Origin of the sequence: Saliphagus infecundisoli, from assembly GCF_020177375.1 — an archaeon.
In the GTDB taxonomy this organism is placed as follows: Archaea; Halobacteriota; Halobacteria; order Halobacteriales; family Natrialbaceae; genus Saliphagus; species Saliphagus infecundisoli.
Genome location: NZ_JAIWHV010000001.1, coordinates 490,412 through 509,653, shown reverse-complemented (window position 1 = coordinate 509,653; position 19,242 = coordinate 490,412). Strand labels below are relative to the sequence as shown.

Below are 19,242 nucleotides of genomic sequence, written 5' to 3'. Positions count from 1 at the left end.
GACGCCTACTCCGCCGACCGAACCTCGCGGACCGCGAGAGCCTCGTCGATCACGACCGTCACGGACGCCGCCTCGATCTCGACGGCGAGCAGCGGCGGCTCCCGGGACTCGACCCGCGCCGTCGTCTCGGGGAGCTCCCAGCAGTACCTCCCGGTCTCGACGCCCGCCTCCCGGAGGACGGAGGCGACCCGTTCGTCCCCCCGGATCGCCGCGAGGGCGTCGATCCCGACGACGAACGGACAGACGTCGCAGGCGATCCCGACGTAGTGGGCCTCCGAGCCGACCGCATCCGGGCGGAGATCGACGGTCGTCGATCCCGCACAGTGAGGACACTGGCCCCCGCGGGCGAGTTCGAGGTGGTGGCGGACGCGATCGGAGAGCGCCTCGAGCACCGCCTCGCCGTCCCGGCCCTCGAACCCGTTTCGCGGGAACGGGTACGTGAACCCCGGCCACCGCTCGCAGGCGTCGCAGTCGAGCGAGGCGAACCCGCGCTCGTACTCGAGAGCGAGGGCCGACCCACAGGCCGGACAGGCGGCGTCGATCGAGCCAGGATCGGGTTCGATAGAACTGGTCGGCCGGTGGGCCAGCACCGCCCGGTAGAGCGCCGTCGCGCTCGCGGTGGGGACGTAGCCGCCCTCGACCTTGCGGACGTACGCGCCACGCAGCCGCTGGAGGTGGTAGTTGAACCGGCCGCTGTCCTCGACCCCGACGGCGGCCATCAACTCGGCGTACCCCACGGGCTCGGTGTAGATCGCTTCCCACTCGGCGAGCAGGGCCAGCAGGATCTCGAGGCGGAGGTCGTGCCCGAGGAGGGCGAACGCCTCGCGGGCGTCCGCGAGGAGGTCCTCGTCCGTTCCCATACGCGGCGATACGCCGCGATCCGGATGACGATTCCGGATCGTCGTGACACGGCCTCACGTGAAACGGAGTTCACAGAACGGTTACGTTGCCGACCGTCGTCCGTCGACCCATGAACCGGCGGGAACCGCACGGACGGCCCGGACGCGCAGATCGGCCGTCGCGTCGGACGAGCGTGGAGGGAGAACCGAGAACTCGACTGGACGGGACTGGCCGGGAACCGGACGGGGGGAGGCGGCGATGACGGGTGCCGACAGGGAGCCGTCGGGAGACCGGGCGACCGAAGTTCGACGGCGGCTCCGGGAACTCGACCCCGCCCGGGTCGGCTTCCTGGGCGTGCTCTCGGCACCGGGCTACCTGTTCGAGTCGCTCAAGTTCATGCGGCCGTTGGCGCTCTGTTTCCTCGCGTTCTTCTGGGTGTGGATCGGACCGCTCGTCGACTACGCTCTGGCACGCCGCGCCGACGGGCCGGCAGAGCCGACCGACTGGATCCACATGGGCGACGGCCGGGAGTGGCTCGTCGCCTACCTCTCGATCCCGCTGGCCGTCCTGAACCCCCTCGCGATGGTCCAGGACCTGTTTCAGCTGGCCGGGTCGGCCGTCGCCATCGTGCGGTATCGCGGGTCGATCCCCGCGAGCCCGCGGTCGGCGTATCGCCTCCCCGTTGCCGGCACCTGGACCGTCGTCAACGGCAGTACCGAGAAGGACCACTCCCACTCCTGGTTCCCCGCGAACCAGCGCTACGCCTACGACCTCGTCGTCACCGACGACGACGGCCGGACGCGCCCCGAGGGAACCGACCCGGCGACGGCCGACTACTACTGCTACGACGAACCCGTCCTCGCGCCGGCGGACGGCGTCGTCGTCGACGCCCTCGACACCGACCTCGAGCCGGCGCGTGCGGGGGGGTTTGCTCACCCGCTGAAACGGGACATCCGGGGCAACTACGTCACGATCCAGCACGGCCCGGAGGAGTACAGCTGTCTGGCCCACCTCGTCCCCGGCAGCGTCGCCGCTTCCCCCGGCGAGCGCGTCGCCCGCGGCCAGCCGGTCGGGCGGGTCGGCCACTCCGGGAACTCCTCGGAGCCACACCTCCACTGCCAGTTCCAGGACCACCCCGTCTTCGAGATGGCCGCCGGCCACCCCCCGCTGTTCGAGAACGTCACCGTCGAGTCGCCGTGGACCGACGACGCTGCCGGAGCGTCCGCCGCCGGTCCCGACGGGGAGAGACCTCCCGACGACGCGACCACGATCACTGCCGGACAGCGCGTGACCTCGAGGGCCGACGAGGGCCCCGAGGACGACGTCGACGGCGCGACGACGGCCGGACGCGAAGCCGTCGCCGCCGCGGAGCGGGCGGCGTTCGGGGTCGCCGTCGGCGGCGTCGTAGCGTTCGCAGCCGGCCTCGCCGTCCCGAGGATCGCGGTCGGGATCGGGCTCGCCGGGCTCGCGGTCGTCGGCCTCGCCATCCGAGTCCTCGCCGGGACCGATCGGGTCCGGCGACCCGGCGGGCTCGGTGCCCCGCTGGGGCTCGGGCTGGTCGCCGCGCTCTGGACGGTCGGCCCGGCGACGGTCCGGTCGCCGGCCGGGCTCGTCCTGGCCGGGTTCGCGGTCTACACGCTGGTCGCGACGGTCGATCGCTACCGGCTGAAACGGGCCTTCGGGACCGGCGAGACGGCCCGGGAATCCCGACGACGAGCGGGATCGAACGCATAGGAATCAGTCGTCGGCCGTCGCCTCCTCGCCGACGCTCCAGAGCACCCAATCGACGCCGGCGGCGAGGGCGACCGCCAGCGAGGCGCCGACGAGTGCGAAGCCCGCGAGCATCGCGAAGAACAGTTCGAGCGAACTCCCGAGGACGAAGCCGCCGATGGCGATGCTCGCGGCGCCGAAGCCGAACTCGCCGAGATAGGTGTAACCGTAGGAGAGCCCGCGGCCGTCCGGCGGGGTGTAGACCGCGACGGCTTCCTGGTAGAACGGCTGGATGGCAAAGAGAAAGAAGCCCAGCACGGCACAGTAGGCCACGATCACGGGAAGTCCGAGCCCCGAGACGGGGACGAACGCGAGCGCGAGGAGAGCGAGGATCGCGAAGATGGCGGCGAGTCCGCGGGCCGCCCGGACCCGGTCGGTCAGCTTCCCGCCCGCGTACTGGCCGGCCATCCCGACGACCAGGAGGGCGACGTAGACGTACTGGCCGGGTTCGATGCCCTCGAGGCCGGCGCCGAGATCGACGCCGTCCATCGCGGGCAGCCCCTGGAGGATCTCGGGGAGGTAGGTGAGCGTCCCGCGGTAGAACAGGCCCTCGAAGGTGACGAGGACGAAGACGATCGCGAACGCGCTCGCAAAGAGCGCCCGGGAGCTCCCGAGCAGTTCCGCGGGCGAGAGCGACTTGGTCGATTCCTCGTCGGTGGTCTCGGCGGCGGCCTGGGGGTCGAACTCGGCTCGTAGCCCGTAGGCGACCGCGACCAGCCCCGGAAGGGCGAGGAGGGCGGCGACGTACTGCCACTCGAGGACGATCAGGAGCGTCGCGGCGACGAACGGGCCGAGGGCGATGCCGACGTTGCCGGCGATCCCGTGCCAGGCGAACACCGTCCCGCGCTCTTCGACCCCCGTCGAGATCAGCGAGAGGCCGGCGGGGTGGTAGACGCTGGCGGCGACTCCCCACAGCACGAGGCCGACGGCGATCGCGTAGATCGACTCCACGAGAGCGGCGGCGGCGATCGCGAGGAAGGCGAGGCTCATTCCGGCGAGACACGAGAGAATGAGCCGCTTGGTGCCGAAGCGATCGGCGAGGATCCCCCCGGGGAGCGCGCCCAGGCCGAAGGGGGCGTAGCCGAGCGCGACGACGACCCCGACGAGGGCGACGCCGACGTCGAACTCGGCGAGCCAGACGACCAGGAAGATCGGGATCGACGTCTCGAACCAGTGGACGAGCGCGTGGCCCGTCATCGTGAAGCCGGCGATCGACCGGTCGTTCGAATCGAGTGCCACGAGTGGGTCTTGGGCCAGAAACGCCCCCGGAACTACTTAGCGGCTCGGATAGCCGGCGGCGCTTTCGGGGGCCGACCGGCTCGTGGCCGGCACCTGGCTACGAACCGCCGTCGAACGACTCGAGGAACTCCTCTCGGGATCCCCGCCAGGCCTCGATCAGACGGTCGTAGAAAGGATCCGCCTCGGCGTCGTCGATCCGGTCGTGCTCGTCGAGATAGGTTACGGTTCGCTCGACGCCGCGCTCCCAGTCGATCGTGTACTCGAAGTCGAGGTCGCGTTCGGCCTTCGAGTTGTCGAACAGCGTGCTGTACTGGAGGAAGTCCTCGAGGAGATCCGTCCGCTCGGGCGCGGCCTCGATGAGGACGTCGGTCGGGATCGAGACGAGATCGGGCTCGGGGGCGTCGAGGGCGTCGGCGACCTTCCGGTGGTAGACCTCCCAGGTCATCACCTCCTCGCTCGTGACGAGGTAGTCCTCGCCGTAGGCGCGCTCGTTGCCGACCGCGTTGACGAACGCACGGGCGACGTCGTCCCGGTGGCAGGGGCCCCACAGTCCCGAGCCGTCGCCGTGGACGACGATCGGCTTCCCGCGACGGATCCGGTCGATGTAGGCCGTGTCGCTCCCGAGGGTGTGGAGGATCGTCCCGCCCTCGCCGTAGGTAGACCACGGACGGAGGATCGTCGTCTCGAAGGCCTCCTCGCGGTGGGCCTCCATGAACAGGTCCTCACAGCGGGCTTTCTTGGTGCCGTAGTCGGTCGGCGGCGAGCGCGGGCCGTCCTCGTCGATCGGGAGCGAGTCGGCCGGCCGGCTGTACACCGACTCGGTGCTACAGAAGACGAACTGGTCGGTCCGGCCCTCGAACGCGCGGATCGCGCTCTCGGCGTCGGCGGGATCGAAACAGACCATGTCGATCACGCAGTCGGGAGCGAGGTCGGCCATCCGGGACTCGAAGGCGGCGTACTCCGTCCGATCGGCGATCAGGTGGTCGACCGAGCCGGGAAGGTCGGCGTCGGTCTCCCCGCGGTGGACGGCGGTCACATCGTGTCCCTCACCGATCAGCTGGCGGACGATGCCGGTGCTGATCAGGCCCGTGCCGCCGATGACGAGTACGTCCATGGCAGGGGTCTATACCGGGAACGGATAACGCCTCGGGAACCGGCCGGATCGGCCGATCGACACGATCTACCGGTTCCAGGGACCGAAGTCGGGATCGATGACGCGGTGTTCGCGTTCGATCGCGTCGATGCGCGCCGCCTCCTCGTCGGTGAGTTCGAGGCGCTGAGATGACAGGTTGTCGCGCATGTGGCTCTCGCTGCTCGCTTTCGGGATCGCCGCAACGTTCTCCTTCCCGATCAGCCAGGCCAGGGCGACCTGGGCGGGCGAGACGTCGTGTGTTTCGGCGATCTCGGCGACGACCGAGTCCCCGGATTCCGCGTCCTCGAACACCGCACCCTGGGCGAGCGGACAGTAGGCGACCAGCCAGTGGTCGTGTTCGCGGGCATATGCGCGAAGCTCCTCCTGAGGAAGGAAGGGATGGCACTCGACCTGGTTCGCGACGATCGGCGCGTCGAGAGCGTCGCGGGCGCGGTCGAGCTGGTCGGACTCGAAGTTCGAGACGCCGACGTGTCGGATCGCTCCCCGATCGCGGAGCTCGTCGAACGCCGACAGCGTCTCCTCGGGGTCGTAGGCGTCGGTCGGCCAGTGGACGTAGAGCAGATCGAGGTACTCCGTCCGCAGGTTTTCGAGGCTTCGCTCGACGGTGTCGAGCACGTCGTCGTACGCGAGAGCGCCCGACGAGACCTTCGTCGCGAGAAAGAGCTCCTCGCGGGGGACGTCGGCAGCCTCGATCCCCTCGCCGAGATAGGCTTCGTTTCCGTAGTCCTGGGCGGTGTCGACGTGGCGATATCCCAGGTCGAGTGCGGTCCGTACGCGTTCGCCCCACTGCTCGCGGTCTCCCTCCGAATAGGTTCCCAGTCCGATCTTGGGTAGCTCCTCGAGTGGCATACTCGACGGGGGCGTCCGCCGGGACGTGGCTCTTTGGGTCCCGGTCGATCGCGCCCCGACCTGTCCTCAAGTCCGGCGGGCCGGGTGTGAGAGGGGCGGAGACGAGTCAGTGCGCCATCGGTCGCGACGGTACCCCGACCGAACGGGACATCGCCGTCTCCGACCCTACGAGTCACTTCGAGGGGCGATCGCCCACGTCGTCACCGTCGACGCCGACGGCCCTCGAGACGTCCACCTCCGCCGGACCCTCCTGGCCGCCGACGACGAGGTCGCCGTCCTCGGTCTCGACGTAGACGTCGTCGGCGAACCCGCCCTCGGCGTGTGGGTGCTCGGGGTCGTCGAGTTTCTCGGGGGTCGACGGCGCCTCGGGAATCCCGCCCTCGGGTTCGAACTCGCCCAACGGGTCGGCGATCGTGATCCCCCACGTCGAGAAGAACTCGGCGTGGCGGTCGTAGTGTTCTTCGAGTTCGTCGCCGGGGAACTCCATCATCTCGGTCCAGCCGTGGTTGTAGAAGTCGAAGTTCGCCTGGACGTGGGTGATCTCGCGGGCCTCGGCCTCGGAGTAGCCCGCACGGAGGGCCTCGAGGTAGGTGTCCATCGTCGCCTCGAAGAGGCCGTCGAGGTGGTCCTTGCGCTCCTCGGCGTGGGCGGGGTCTGCCTTCTTCGTGAAGACTCGGGTGTGGAGACGGACGAGGCCGGCGACGGCGAGCGAGCGGACGACGGGCGTCTCGAGGGCCTTCCGGGAGGCGAAATGGCGTGCGTTCTGGCTGATCTTCATGCGTGAGGCTGGGGGCGCCACCGTAAAGAGCGGTTCGGCCGCCGGGAGGGGATAGACGTTCGTACACCGTTCGCGGAGAATAGACGAGATAGCAATCCACTTTACCCCTCGTTACGAACGGACCGTACATGACCGAGTACGTCATCATCGGTGACGGCATCTCGGGCAGCTCGGCTGCCGAGACGCTCCGGGAGGAGGACCCGGAGTCGTCGATCACCGTCATCACCGATGAGGGGGAAGCTCTCTACAACCGCATCCTGATCAAAGAACACGCGAAGGGGAAGCTTCCCGAGGCGCCCATCTCGATCCACGACGAGGAGTGGTACGAGGAGCGGGACATCGAGCTCTCCTTGAACACCCACGTCACGACCGTCGACACCGACGGGAAGGTCGTCCGGGTCCACGACGGGGCCGACGTTCCCTACGACAAGCTCCTGATCGCGACCGGGGGGACCCCGACCCAGCTCCCCGTCGACAACAGCGACGCCGAGGGAGTCCTCCACTTCTGGACGTTCCAGGACGCCCGGGCGATCAAGGAGTACGCCGAGGACGCAGACCGGGCGGCGATCGTCGGCGCCGGCCTGCTCGGGATCGACTTCGCCGCCGTCTGTGGCGCCCAGGGGATCGACGGCAGCTACCTCATGCGGGGCGATCGGTGGTGGCGCTACGCGCTCTCGGGAGAGGGCGCCGAGATCATGCACGAGGGCATGCGCGAGGTCGGCGTCGAACCCGTCTTCGACAGCGGCGTCGATCGCTTCGAGGTAGACGACGACGGTCGCGTCGCCGCCGCGGTCGCCCCGGACGGCGACCGCTTCCCGTGTGACTTCGCGGGCGTCGCGATCGGCCTCGACTTCAACACCGAGTACCTCCACGACGTCCCCCTCGAGATGGACAACGGGATCGTCGTCGACGAGTACATGCAGACCAATCTCGACGACGTGTACGCCGCGGGCGACATCACCCGCTTCTACGACGTTCTGCTCGGCGAACACGCCCAGAACGGCTCGTGGGGCTCCGCCAAGGAGCAAGGGCGGATCGCCGGCGTCAACATGGCCGCCGGCGACGAAAGCGAGGGCTTCGAGTGGGTCTCCTCGTACTCGATCACGCACTTCGACTTCCCCTTCCTCTCCTTTGGCCACCCCACGCTGGGCGACGACCACGCAGAGCGAAAGTACAGCGACACCGAGTGGCGCCGGGTCGCGTTCAAGGACGGCAAGATCGTCGGCGGCGTCCTCATCGGCGACCTCGCCCCCCAGAGCAAGTTCAAGCAGCTGATGCGCGAACAGCGGTCGGTCGCCGACCAGAAGGAGGTCCTGCTCGCCGAGACCGTCGATCTCGAGGAGCTTGCGCCGGTTCAAGAACAGTCCTAGTCCAGGGCATCATAGAACCACTCGGGTTTGTTTTCACGGGGTACTCGGTGTACCGTGTGCTCACTTCAAGTGCAAGTCTAACGATTTTGTGTTGAGTTCTGAGATTGAGCCTTGAGGGCCTCGTCGTCCCAGTTGGGCCGTTCAACGGTCGTCTCGTTGATCGCAGTGATCTCGATCGTCTGCTCAATGGTGGTCTGCTCGTCGTTTTGGGTGATGAGCCGTTCTGCTATGGTCTGGCGTATGAGTCCGTCGTCGCGAACGAGCGTACGTACGTCGATTTCTTCGAGTTGGCCACCGATCACCTGCGAAGTCTCGTTCGAACGGTTTTCGCGGTCCTCGACGACGTAGTAGGTTCCCTCTTCGGAATCGACAACCCCGATAGTTGTTGTCTCCTGGGGGTATTGTAACGGATCAAGAAGTCGTATAGACGTCTGATCGAGGCGGTCCTCGACCGAAACCGGGTCGCTTGGGGCCGGCATGTACTCGATGGTCCCGTCCTCGTACTCTATCCGGACGAAGACTTTCTCTCCAATCCACTGTTTGATGGTTTGATTCCGTTGGATTCCAACGTACCCGTCCGTCTCGCCATCATTAGTGTAATACTCTTGAACCTCATAGATGACCTCAGCCTCGGGATCAACGTATGTCGTCACTTCGACCTGCTCACGTATTGTCTCGTTTCCGTCTTCGGTCAAGTATTCGGTTTTGCTCTCGATCGTATACGATTGGTTTCCGATCGCCTCTTCATGGACCTCGCGAAGTGAGTTCGTGTTCGTCACTCCTTCCGTCGTGAGCCCGGGAAGGAGTTCTTCTTCGTCCTCATCGATAGAGGCGTTGATCTGTTCGTCGACGCCGTACGGCTCGCGGTCGGGCGCGCCATTTCCGTCCGAGAAGCCACTACAACCTGCCATGAGAACGAGGAGGACAAGGAGGACGATCCCGAGACGCGACACGCGGGATAGGTGGGGGCTGATTCGATAAATGTCTTCTCATTAACTACTAGCATCGGTGTTTGGAGGAAATTGCGTTCACGGAAACTCCACCAGTTGAAAACCAAGTGCGACGTAAGCACCCTATATTGAGCGTGACGGGGCTGGTGGCGGACGGCGTGCGGGGACCGTTCTAAGGCGGTACGATCGAAGCCGTTTTCCCCCGTCCTGCCCCAATATCGGCCATGAACGGCGGCAGTGACATGATCCTCGCGTTCGAGCTCGAGGCGCTCCAGGGACTGGCCTCCCCGGAGGGCGTCTTCGGCGACGCCCGCCAGTGGAGCACGTACGTCGGGGTCGTCTCGGAGAAACCCACCTACGTCGTCACCAACTTCACGCGCAAGAACCGGATCCGCCAGGACTTCTTCTCGGGCCCGCGCGGGAAACGGGAGAGCCTGGAGAGCGTCGGCGACCAGTTCGATACCGACCGCCACGTCTTCGTCGGCACTGGCCCCGATGACGAGGACCTGGCCGAGGCGGTCGGCTGGGAGTACCTCGCTCTCGAGGACGCCGCCGAGGCCGCCGGCTGGGAACTCGCCGGCGAGGGAGGCGACGAGGCGGAGTCCGAACCCGTCCGCGAGGACTGGCCGTAGGATGGTCCTCGCCGTCGGGGGCTCGATCTCGGAGGGGCTCGACCGCCTCGGCGGACGGCTCATCCCGCACCTGCTCGGGCTGTTCGCCGTGATCCTCCTCGTCCAGGTCGGCACCCAGAGCCAGCTCGCCGCCCAGTCGCCCGACGTGATCGCGGACGTCCCGCTCGTGACCGACGCGTTCGTAGAAGAGCTGCCCCTCGCGGTCGACCTCTCGCTGGGGGCGGCCTGGCTCGTCTGGCTCGCGGGCGTGGTCTCGTTCGTCGCCGTCTCGCTGCTGGCCTTCCGGGCGCTCTCGGAACGCGCCGGCCCGGGCGGGGAGCCGACCGAGGGCGAGGGCCGCGAGCGAGAACCGCTCGACGCGGGGGCGCTCGTCGGGATGATCCTCTCGGGAGTCGCCGCGTCGATGGTCGGGCTGTTCGCCGTCGGGATCGGACTGGCCGCGCTCGTCGTGCCGGGACTCGTCGTCGCGACCCTCTTCGCGTTCACCCACCCTTACATCGCGACCGATCGCCTCGGGGTCGTCGAGGCGATGGGCCGGAGCTACGAGCTGACGAAGGGACACCGCATCCGGGTCTTCGCGATCCTCGCCGTGACCGTCCTCGCGTTCTACGCGGTGACGACCGTCGGCGCCCTGTTCGCGGTCGCGGTCGGGGGAATCCCCGTCGCCGCCGAACTCGTCAACGTCGCGTTCGGGGCCGTCGGCTGGCTGGTCGCGCTCTCGATCCTCGCGGCCGCCTTCGACCGGGTCGAGGAGCACCGGGCCGAACGCGAGGCGAAGTGGGAGGGGATCGACGACGAACTCCTCCCCTGAGCCGCGGCCCTTATGGGCGCGGCGGCCGAAGCGCCGGCGATGGCCGAACCCCGCGTTCCGGGCGGCGAGGCGGAGGATTTGGAGCTTCCGTGTGGCGAGACCGTCGACCCCCGCTCGATCGACCTCGGGATGCGCGAGTACTCGTGTGACTGTGGCGAACGCCACGCGGTCGTGACCGACGTCCACCCGCCCTCGCGGTTCGTCCCGGAGTCGCTCGTGGCGGTCCTGCGGGAGACGATCGAGACCGACGACGACTTCGAGGAGTTCGGCACCGCCCACCTGCTGGGCGTCGTCATGGAGGAGTTCCCCGAGGAGGTCGCGGTCTACGACGCGAGCGAGAGCGGGTCGCTTGGCTACAGCGTGCTCTGGATGACCGGCTTCGACGCCCGCCGGCTCCACGAGATCGTCGTCGAACTCGTCGTCGAACTGATGGAGCACGCGATCAGCCACGCCGACGAGGGCGCCGCCTCGGAGTTCGAGTCCCAGATGCTCGAGTTCGACGTAAGCGAGTTCGTCGATCAGTACCGGGAGGCCCGCGAGTTCGAGAGCGAACACGATCGCCCGGTCTGAAGGCAGTCGTCGCCCGTCGGTATCGTCCTCTCCCTTGAGATCGATCCCACGAGCCGGGCGTCCACCGCGGGCTGGCATACGAAATTCGAAATCGAGTTACGAGAATCGTATCGTTTCGTGGCTCTTATTACGATGAGCGAACTCGGGACGAACAGAGAAATGAGCGCGGACATCCAGGGCGACGGGGACGCCACGGCGGACGGACGCACGATCCTGCTCATCGGGAGCGGCCCGATCCAGATCGGACAGGCAGCGGAGTTCGACTACTCGGGCGCACAGGCCTGCCGGGCGCTCCAGGAGGAGGGCGCGCGGGTCGTGCTAGTCAACTCGAATCCCGCGACGATCATGACCGACCCGGAGATGGCAGACCGGGTCTACATCGAGCCGATCACGACCGAGGCGATCGGGGAGATCATCCGGAAGGAAGAGCCCGACGGCGTCATCGCCGGCCTGGGCGGCCAGACGGGGCTCAACGTCACCGCAGAACTCGCCGAGGAGGGCGTCCTGGAGGAGTACGACGTCGAGATCATGGGCACCCCCCTCGAGACGATCTACGCGACCGAGGACCGTGATCTGTTCCGCCAGCGCATGGAGTCGATCGGCCAGCCCGTTCCCGCCTCGACGACCATCTCGCTCGACGAGGGCGAGTCGGTGTCGGAACTGACCGAGGCCGATCTCGAAGAACGGGTCGAGGAGGCCGTCGACGAGGTCGGCGGGCTCCCCGTCATCGCCCGGACGACGTACACCCTCGGCGGGTCGGGGTCGGGCGTCGTAAGCGAGTTCGACGAGCTCCTCTCGCGGGTCCGCAAGGGGCTTCGTCTCTCCCGGAACAGCGAGGTCCTCATCACCGAGTCCATCGCGGGCTGGGTCGAGTACGAGTACGAGGTCATGCGCGACGCGGACGACTCCTGTATCATCATCTGCAACATGGAGAACATCGATCCGATGGGCATCCACACCGGTGAGTCCACGGTCGTCACCCCCTCCCAGATCGTCCCCGACGAGGGCCACCAGGAGATGCGCACCGCCGCGCTCGACGTCATCCGCGAACTCGGGATTCAAGGTGGCTGTAACATCCAGTTCGCCTGGCGCGACGACGGCACCCCCGGCGGCGAGTACCGGGTCGTCGAAGTCAACCCCCGGGTTTCGCGGTCCTCGGCTCTCGCCTCGAAGGCCACTGGATATCCGATCGCCCGCGTCACCGCGAAGGTCGCCCTCGGAAAGCGCCTCCACGAGATCACGAACGAGATCACGGGCGAGACCACGGCCGCGTTCGAGCCCGCGATCGACTACGTCGTCACGAAGGTCCCGCGCTGGCCCAAGGACAAGTTCGAGGACGTCGACTTCGAGCTGACGACGGCGATGAAGTCCACCGGCGAGGCGATGGCGATCGGCCGGACCTTCGAGGAGTCGCTGCTGAAGGCGCTTCGCTCCTCGGAGTACGACCCGGACGTCGAGTGGGCCGACGTGAGCGACGACGAGCTCGAGGAACAGTACTTAGAACGTCCCTCGCCCGACCGGCCGTACGCGATGTTCGAGGCCTTCGAGCGGGGCTACGATCTCGAGAAGGTCGTCTCGCTGTCGGGAATCTTCGAGTGGTACGCGGAACGGTTCGAACGGATCGCCGACTCGACCCGTGCCGCACAGGACGGCGACTTCACCGAGGCCGCGATCGCCGGCCACACCAACGCCTCGATCGCAACCACTGCGGGGACGGACGTCGACACCGTCGAGAGCGAGGTCCCCGGACGCACGTACAAACAGGTCGACACCTGCGCCGGCGAGTTCGCCGCCCAGACGCCGTACTACTACTCGGCGCGCAAGTCGGAGTTCGACTCCGGGCCGCTGCTGGGGGCGGCCGCGGCGGGCGAACTCGAGGTCGATCGCGACGTCGAGAGCGTCATCGTCGTCGGCGGCGGCCCGATCCGGATCGGCCAGGGCGTCGAGTTCGACTACTGTTCGGTCCACGCCGTCCAGGCCCTGCGCGAGCAGGGGATCGACGCCCACGTCGTCAACAACAACCCCGAGACGGTCTCGACGGACTACGACACCTCGGATGGGTTGTTCTTCGAGCCGATCACCGCCGAGGAGGTCGCAGACGTCGCCGAGGCCGCGGACGCCGACGGCGTGATGGTCCAGTTCGGCGGCCAGACCTCGGTGAACATCGGCGAACCCCTCCAGGACGAGATCGATCGTCGCGGCCTCGACTGTGCGGTGATGGGAACGAGCGTCGAGGCGATGGACCTGGCGGAGGACCGCGACCGCTTCAACGCCCTGATGGACGAGTTGGGGATCGCCCAGCCCGATGGCGGGGCCGCCTACAGCGAGAACGAGGCGATGGAACTCGCCCACGGGATCGGCTACCCGGTGCTCGTCAGACCGTCGTACGTACTCGGCGGGCGCGCGATGGAGGTCGTCTACGACGACGAGGAACTCGAGCGCTACATCGAGGAGGCCGTCCGCGTCAGCCCGGACAAGCCGATCCTGGTGGACGAGTTCCTGGAAGACGCCGTCGAACTCGACGTCGACGCCGTCGCCGACGGCGAGGACGTCCTCATCGGCGGGATCATGGAACACGTCGAGAGCGCGGGCGTCCACTCCGGCGACTCGGCGTGTATGATCCCGCCCCGGTCGCTCTCGGAGGACACTCTCGCGCGCGTTCGCGAGGTCACCGAAGAGATCGCGAGCGCCCTCGACACCGTGGGACTGTTGAACGTCCAACTCGCGGTGAGAGACGGCGACGTGTTCGTCCTCGAGGCCAACCCCCGTTCCTCCCGGACGGTGCCGTTCATCTCGAAGGCGACGGGCGTCCCGATCGCCAAACTCGCGGCGCGGGTGATGGCCGGCGAGTCGATCGACGAACTCGGAGTCGACGAGCGGATCCCCGAGCAGACCTCGATCAAGGAGGTCGTCCTTCCCTTCGACCGGCTGCCGGGCTCGGATCCGCGTCTGGGTCCCGAGATGAAGTCGACCGGGGAGGTCATGGGCAGCGCCGACGGCTTCGGGAAGGCCTACGACAAGGCCCAGGACGCGACCGGAAAGCCGATCCCCGACTCCGGGACGGCGATCATCGACCTCTCGGACGGGAAGTTCCCCGACCCCGACACCGAAGAAGGCGACCGGCTGGTCGCCGGCTTCACCGACCACTTCGAGCTCTGTGAGGAGGTCGATCTCGTCCGGGCCGTCCGCGAGGGGAAGGTCGATCTCATCGTCTCCCGGGACCGCGACCTCCTGGAGGTCGCCGTCGAGGAGGAGATCACCTACTTCTCGACGCCCGCGAGCGCCGCCGCGGCGCTCGAAGCCCTCGAGGCCAAAGAAGAGCCGATCGACGTCCAGGCGGTGAGCGATCGCCCCAAGCGAAGCGCGGAGTGGGGCCGCTCTCCCTGAGAGATCGGATCCTCGCTCACTGAGCGATCGGAGAGTCCGACACGCTAAAGCGAGCGGGCTCTCTGTGTCGGATATGGAGTACCACGAGGCGGCGGACCTGCTCTTCGATCTGCGTCGCTTCCGGCCAAGCCCCGGAACCGCCTCGACGGCAGCGCTGTTGGAGGAACTCGGCGACCCCCACGAGGACCTCGTCTGCGTCCAGATCGCCGGCTCGAACGGGAAGGGGAGCACGGCGCGAATGGTCGAGCGCGTCCTCCGGGAGGCGGGACTCTCGGTGGGACTCTACACCTCGCCACACTTAGAGGACCTCCGCGAGCGGGTCCGGGTCGACGGACGGAAGATCCCCCGGTCGGCGGTCGCCGACTTCGTCGAGGAAATCGAGGAGTACGCCGTCGACCGGGCCGCGGAGGACGACTCGCCGACCTTTTTCGAGGCGATGACCGCGCTGGCGCTCTGGCGCTTCGGCCGGACCGACGTCGACGTCGCCGTCCTCGAGGTCGGCATCGGCGGCAAGTACGACGCGACGAGCGTCGTCGACCCGGTCGCGAGCGCGGTCACGAGCGTCACCCTGGAGCACACGAGCGTCCTCGGGGACACCCACGAGGAGATCGCCCGCGACAAGGCCCACGTCGCCCCCGACGGGCGGCCCCTGGTGACCGGCGTCGATGAGGAATCGGTCCTCGAGGCCCTCCGGGAGGTCGCGGGCTCCGTCGAGACCGTCGGCCGCGGGAGCGACCGGGACGTGAGCGTCGCCTACGGCGGCCGGACCAACCGCGTCGAGGCCGCCGTCTCGATCGACGGCGACGGCTGGGACGTCGATGCCCGCCTGCCCCTGCTGGGCGCCCACCAGGCCGAAAACGCCGCCATCGCCGCGGTCGTCGCCCGCCAGGTCGCCGGCGAACTCGACCTCGATATCCCCCCATCGACGATCGCTCGAGGGCTCGGAAACGCCCACTGGCCCGGCCGGTTCGAGGTGATCGACACCGACCCCCTCGTGGTCCTCGACGGCGCCCACAACCCCGGCGCCTGCGAGCGCGTCGCCGAGACCCTCGGGGGCTTCGCGTACGACGATCTCCACCTCGTCTTCGGCGCGATGCACGACAAGGACCACCGGGGGATGGCGCGGGCGCTTCCCGATCCCGACTCCGTCCGAACCTGCGAGCCGAACCTCCCGCGCGCGGAGGATCGGGCGGTCCTTGCGCGAGTCTTCGAGCGGGCGGGGGTCGACGCCGGCCGTATCGCAGAGCAGTCGGCGGTCGCGGACGCGCTCGCCGGCGCGCTCGACGACGCCGACGAGGGCGACGCCGTGGTCGTCACCGGCTCGCTGTTCGCCGTCGCGGAGGCCCGACGGCGGTACACGCACACGACGACCCCGAAACGGGTCCGAAATCGCGAGGAGGCCCACACCGTCCTCGAATCCGCGAGCGTCTCCGAGGCGGGGGTCGAGCGGGCGACCGAGAGCGCTATCCATCGGGTCCTCACGACCCGGGTCCAGTACCGCCAGGCGACGACCCTCGAGCGGGAGCTTGCGCGTCTCGGGGGCGAGTGTGCGATCTCCGGGTTCGAACGGGACGACGAGCTCGTCGACGTCGTCCTGATGGGAACCGACTCGGAACTCTCGGCCCTCGTGGCTGCCCTCCAATCCGAGCCCCACGGACTGGGCGAGATCGCCCGCGAGGTCCGGGCGACGGTGGCGGAAAACCCCGGTTCGGTTTCGAACCGGAGTTCCGCCTCCGGCTACCCCTGGGAGGGGGAGGGGACGGCCGTAATGGGGATCCTGAACACGACCCCCGACAGCTTCCACGACGGCGGCGAGTACGAGACCCGCGAGGACGCCCTCGCCCGCGCGGAGGCGATGGTCGAAGCCGGCGCGGACGTGATCGACGTCGGCGGCGAGTCGACCCGGCCGGGGGCCGATCCCGTGTCCGTCGACGAGGAGATCGAGCGGGTCGTCCCGGTGATCGAGGGGATCGGCGATCGGGCGACGGTCTCCGTCGACACCCGGAAGGCGGCCGTCGCCGAGGCCGCAGTCGGCGCCGGCGCCAACGTCATCAACGACGTCTCGGGGCTCGAGGATCCCCGGATGCGCTTCGTCGCGGCCGACCACGACGTGCCCCTGATCGTCATGCACAGCATCGACGCCCCGGTCGTTCCGGGAAAGACGATCGAGTACGACGACGTGGTCGGGGACGCCATCGACGAGCTCCGCGAACGGATCCTGCTCGCCGAGAAGGCGGGCCTCGACCGCGAGCGGATCGTCGTCGATCCCGGGATCGGGTTCGGGAAATCGGCCGCGGAGAGCTTCGAACTCCTCGACCGACTGGGGGAGTTCCGGGCGCTGGGCTGTCCGATCCTCGTCGGTCACTCTCACAAGTCGATGTTCGAGCGGGCGGGCTGTGGCCCCGACGACCGGGGTGTGGCGACCGTCGCCGCGACCGCGCTCGCCGCCGACCGGGGCGCCGACATCGTCCGGGTCCACGACGTCCCAGAGAACGTCGCCGCGGTCAGGACCGCACTGGCGACCCGCGAGGGGGCGGCGTTCAGGACCGACCGCTGACCCGGGACGGGTCGAGTCCGGGGGAGACCGGACTCCTGCGGTCGATCGTCGAGCCGTTTCCGGCGCCGTCGGGGTTCACCCGACTGTCCTCGGAGGCGTTCGTCTCGCCTTCGAAACCGGTGGGATCGGCGTTCGGGATCCCGTCGCCGCCGGTGCCGTCGTCCCTGATCTCGGGGAGTCCAGTCGTCTCGTCGTCGAGGACGCCGACGGCGAGGACCGCGACGACGGCAGCGAACCCGATCATCGTGGCCGCGATGACCGCCAGCACGGTCCCGGTCCCGATCGGCTCCCCGTCCGACTCGAGGGCGTCGTCCATGGCGACCGGGAGATCCCGAGCGGCTTTGTTATCCGGAAGCGACGGGCTGTAGGCGGGGCCTACCGCCGACTTCCGCGATCCAAACCCATTAGCCGGTCGGTCGAGACGGGACCGGTGTGAGCTACGATATCGAGCGCTACCTGAACGTCCGCAGCGCCTACGGCGCCTCCGTCGGTCCCGAGGGCGACCGCCTGGCGTTCCTGATGGACACGACCGGCGTCCCCCAGATCTGGACGCTGGACGGGCCCCGGGAGTGGCCCGAACAGCGCACGTTCTACGACGAGCGGATCACCTTCGCCTCCTTCTCGCCCGAGCGGCCCGAACTCGCCTTCGGGATGGACGAGGGCGGCAACGAGCGCGCCCAGCTCTACCGCCTCGATACCGAGAGCGGCGAGATCGACGAGTGGACGGCGATGACCGACGCCAAACACCGCTGGGGCGGCTGGAGCCACGACGGCGACCGCTTCGCCTTTACCTCCAACCGCCGCGACGAGTCAGTGTTCGACGTCTACGTCCAGGGCCGCGAGGAGGCGGGCGACGACGCGGAACTCGTCTGCGAGGGCGACGGCTGGCTCTCGCTGTCGGGCTGGAGCCCCGACGACTCCCGGCTGCTGGTCACGCAGTCGTACTCGAACTTCGACCAGGATCTCTCCGTGCTCGACGTCGAGACCGGCGAGCGTACGCACCTCACGCCCCACGAGGGCGACGTCCGGTATCAAAGCGCGTGCTGGGCGCCCGACGGCGAGGGGATCTATCTCGTCACCGACCACGGCGACAGCGACACGCTCTACCTGGCCTACCTCGAGTGCGGGGCCCGCGAGACGAGAGAGCTGCAGACGGTCAAGGGCGGCGGCGAGTGGAACGTCGACGGGATCGCACTCGACGACGAGACCGGCCGCCTGGTCTACTCGCGAAACGTCGATGGCTACACCGAGTTGACCGTCGGCGAACTCGCGGGCGACGAGCCGACGGCCTACGAGACGCTCCCTGAACCGGAGCTTCCGGGCGGGGTCTCCGGCGGGGTGAGTTTCGGCCCCGACGCCGAGCGGTTCGCGCTGTCTACGGCCGGCGATGCGGTCAACACGAACGTCTTCGTCGTCGACATCGAAAGCGGCGAGGCCGAACGCTGGACCGCCGCGCCGACGGCGGGGATCCCCACCGAGACCTTCGACGAGTCCGAACTGGTCCACGTCGAGAGCTTCGACGGGCTCGAGATCCCCGGATTTCTCACGTTGCCCGACGGCGGCGAAGCCGAGGGTGACGACGGGAACGACGGCGAGATCCCGGTGATCGTCGACATCCACGGTGGCCCCGAAGGCCAGCGCCGTCCCTCCTTCTCGTCGATCAAACAGTACTTCGTCGACCGGGGCTACGCCTACTTCGAACCGAACGTCCGGGGATCGTCGGGGTACGGAAGCGAGTACGCGAGCCTGGACGACGTCGAAAACCGGATGGACTCCGTGGCCGACATCGAGGCCTGCGTCGGGTGGCTGGCCGACCGGCCCGACGTCGACGAAGAACGGATCGTCGCGATGGGGGGCTCCTACGGCGGGTTTATGGTGCTCGCCGCCCTCACCGAATACCCCGACCTCTGGGCGGCCGGCGTCGACATCGTCGGCATCGCGAACTTCGTCACCTTCCTCGAGAACACCGGCGACTGGCGCCGCGCGCTCCGGGAGGCCGAGTACGGTTCCCTAGAGGAGGACCGCGAGTTCCTCGAGTCGATCTCGCCGACGAACAACATCGAGTCGATCGAGGCGCCGCTGTTCGTCCTCCACGGCGCGAACGATCCCCGAGTCCCCGTCGGCGAGGCCGAACGGATCGTCGAACGGGCCCGCGAACAGGGCGTCCCCGTCCGGAAACTGATCTTCGAGGACGAGGGCCACGGCTTCTCGAAGCTCGAGAACCGCATCGAGGCCTACTCGGCGATCGCGGAGTTCCTGGCCGAACACGTCTGAGCGTCCCCAGCGGCGAATCGGGAACGGAACGTGCTCGATGGGCGGGGCGTTGGTGTCGGTGG

Annotated in this window: 15 protein-coding genes; 8 read left to right on the top strand and 7 right to left on the bottom strand. The window is 68.3% G+C overall.

From position 1 onward, the window contains the following. Nucleotides 1-5: 5 nt before the first annotated feature. On the bottom strand, nt 6-860 hold the full coding sequence (locus LCF40_RS02830) for a DUF7351 domain-containing protein (protein WP_224827269.1): 855 nt from the start codon (nt 858-860) through the stop codon (nt 6-8). Between the two features lie 238 nt (nt 861-1,098). Between LCF40_RS02830 and LCF40_RS02825 the strand changes: the two genes are divergently transcribed. Beyond that, nucleotides 1,099-2,574 carry a M23 family metallopeptidase gene (locus LCF40_RS02825; RefSeq protein ID WP_224827268.1) on the top strand — a complete coding sequence of 492 codons (1,476 nt, stop codon included), beginning with the start codon at nt 1,099-1,101 and terminating at the stop codon, nt 2,572-2,574. A 3-nt stretch (nt 2,575-2,577) separates the two neighbouring features. Here LCF40_RS02825 and LCF40_RS02820 read toward each other — a convergent pair whose 3' ends face one another. The 4 genes from LCF40_RS02820 to LCF40_RS02805 all read right to left on the bottom strand — a co-directional run bounded on the left by LCF40_RS02820 (nt 2,578) and on the right by LCF40_RS02805 (nt 6,629). Next, entirely contained in the window at nt 2,578-3,849 is a 1,272-nt protein-coding gene (locus LCF40_RS02820) for an MFS transporter (RefSeq protein WP_224827267.1), read from the bottom strand. 97 nt (nt 3,850-3,946) lie between these two features. Next, entirely contained in the window at nt 3,947-4,963 is a 1,017-nt protein-coding gene (locus LCF40_RS02815) for an NAD-dependent epimerase/dehydratase family protein (RefSeq protein WP_224827266.1), read from the bottom strand. A gap of 66 nt (nt 4,964-5,029) precedes the next feature. Next, the gene (locus LCF40_RS02810; RefSeq protein ID WP_224827265.1) at nt 5,030-5,851 is read right to left on the bottom strand and encodes an aldo/keto reductase; all 822 of its coding nucleotides are present in this window, start codon (nt 5,849-5,851) and stop codon (nt 5,030-5,032) included. A gap of 172 nt (nt 5,852-6,023) precedes the next feature. Continuing rightward, a complete protein-coding gene (locus LCF40_RS02805; protein WP_224827264.1) occupies nt 6,024-6,629 on the bottom strand; it encodes a DUF6149 family protein in 606 nt (201 codons plus the stop codon). Between the two features lie 128 nt (nt 6,630-6,757). Here LCF40_RS02805 and LCF40_RS02800 point away from each other — a divergent pair, with 128 nt between their 5' ends. Then, nucleotides 6,758-7,999: an NAD(P)/FAD-dependent oxidoreductase gene (locus LCF40_RS02800; protein WP_114575802.1), complete on the top strand. Its 1,242-nt coding sequence runs from the start codon at nt 6,758-6,760 to the stop codon at nt 7,997-7,999. Nucleotides 8,000-8,076: 77 nt separating this feature from the next. Here the strand turns inward: LCF40_RS02800 and LCF40_RS02795 are convergent, their stop codons facing one another. Further along, complete coding sequence (locus LCF40_RS02795) at nt 8,077-8,952, bottom strand: DUF7537 family lipoprotein (RefSeq protein ID WP_425504224.1); 876 nt, start codon at nt 8,950-8,952, stop codon at nt 8,077-8,079. Nucleotides 8,953-9,173: 221 nt separating this feature from the next. Here LCF40_RS02795 and LCF40_RS02790 point away from each other — a divergent pair, with 221 nt between their 5' ends. The 5 genes from LCF40_RS02790 to folP all read left to right on the top strand — a co-directional run bounded on the left by LCF40_RS02790 (nt 9,174) and on the right by folP (nt 16,906). Then, nucleotides 9,174-9,581 (top strand): DUF7124 domain-containing protein, encoded by a 408-nt coding sequence (locus tag LCF40_RS02790; RefSeq protein WP_224827262.1) that lies wholly within the window; start codon nt 9,174-9,176, stop codon nt 9,579-9,581. Nucleotide 9,582: 1 nt separating this feature from the next. After that, nucleotides 9,583-10,392, top strand: coding sequence for a DUF7847 domain-containing protein (locus LCF40_RS02785; protein ID WP_224827261.1), 810 nt, complete (start codon nt 9,583-9,585; stop codon nt 10,390-10,392). Nucleotides 10,393-10,431: 39 nt separating this feature from the next. Beyond that, nucleotides 10,432-10,962, top strand: coding sequence for a DUF5815 family protein (locus tag LCF40_RS02780; RefSeq protein WP_224827260.1), 531 nt, complete (start codon nt 10,432-10,434; stop codon nt 10,960-10,962). A 159-nt stretch (nt 10,963-11,121) separates the two neighbouring features. Continuing rightward, nucleotides 11,122-14,349: a carbamoyl-phosphate synthase large subunit gene (gene carB, locus LCF40_RS02775; RefSeq protein ID WP_224827259.1), complete on the top strand. Its 3,228-nt coding sequence runs from the start codon at nt 11,122-11,124 to the stop codon at nt 14,347-14,349. A 73-nt stretch (nt 14,350-14,422) separates the two neighbouring features. Then, nucleotides 14,423-16,906, top strand: coding sequence for a dihydropteroate synthase (gene folP / locus LCF40_RS02770; RefSeq protein ID WP_224827258.1), 2,484 nt, complete (start codon nt 14,423-14,425; stop codon nt 16,904-16,906). Here folP and LCF40_RS02765 read toward each other — a convergent pair. Continuing rightward, on the bottom strand, nt 16,890-17,222 hold the full coding sequence (locus tag LCF40_RS02765; RefSeq protein WP_224827257.1) for a hypothetical protein: 333 nt from the start codon (nt 17,220-17,222) through the stop codon (nt 16,890-16,892). The two genes, folP and LCF40_RS02765, sit on opposite strands and share 17 nt — an antisense overlap. A 116-nt stretch (nt 17,223-17,338) precedes the next feature. Here LCF40_RS02765 and LCF40_RS02760 point away from each other — a divergent pair, with 116 nt between their 5' ends. Next, entirely contained in the window at nt 17,339-19,180 is a 1,842-nt protein-coding gene (locus LCF40_RS02760) for a S9 family peptidase (RefSeq protein ID WP_224827256.1), read from the top strand. The last annotated feature ends 62 nt before the right edge of the window (nt 19,181-19,242 follow it).

Bases quoted from the DNA above. Each gene is read 5' to 3' on its own strand.
- LCF40_RS02830 (WP_224827269.1), bottom strand. From the start codon at position 860: ATGGGAACGGACGAGGACCTCCTCGCGGACGCCCGCGAGGCGTTCGCC.
- LCF40_RS02825 (WP_224827268.1), top strand. From the start codon at position 1,099: ATGACGGGTGCCGACAGGGAGCCGTCGGGAGACCGGGCGACCGAAGTT.
- LCF40_RS02815 (WP_224827266.1), bottom strand. From the start codon at position 4,963: ATGGACGTACTCGTCATCGGCGGCACGGGCCTGATCAGCACCGGCATC.
- LCF40_RS02810 (WP_224827265.1), bottom strand. From the start codon at position 5,851: ATGCCACTCGAGGAGCTACCCAAGATCGGACTGGGAACCTATTCGGAG.
- LCF40_RS02805 (WP_224827264.1), bottom strand. From the start codon at position 6,629: ATGAAGATCAGCCAGAACGCACGCCATTTCGCCTCCCGGAAGGCCCTC.
- LCF40_RS02800 (WP_114575802.1), top strand. From the start codon at position 6,758: ATGACCGAGTACGTCATCATCGGTGACGGCATCTCGGGCAGCTCGGCT.
- LCF40_RS02790 (WP_224827262.1), top strand. From the start codon at position 9,174: ATGAACGGCGGCAGTGACATGATCCTCGCGTTCGAGCTCGAGGCGCTC.
- LCF40_RS02785 (WP_224827261.1), top strand. From the start codon at position 9,583: ATGGTCCTCGCCGTCGGGGGCTCGATCTCGGAGGGGCTCGACCGCCTC.
- LCF40_RS02780 (WP_224827260.1), top strand. From the start codon at position 10,432: ATGGCCGAACCCCGCGTTCCGGGCGGCGAGGCGGAGGATTTGGAGCTT.
- carB (WP_224827259.1), top strand. From the start codon at position 11,122: ATGAGCGCGGACATCCAGGGCGACGGGGACGCCACGGCGGACGGACGC.
- folP (WP_224827258.1), top strand. From the start codon at position 14,423: ATGGAGTACCACGAGGCGGCGGACCTGCTCTTCGATCTGCGTCGCTTC.
- LCF40_RS02765 (WP_224827257.1), bottom strand. From the start codon at position 17,222: ATGGACGACGCCCTCGAGTCGGACGGGGAGCCGATCGGGACCGGGACC.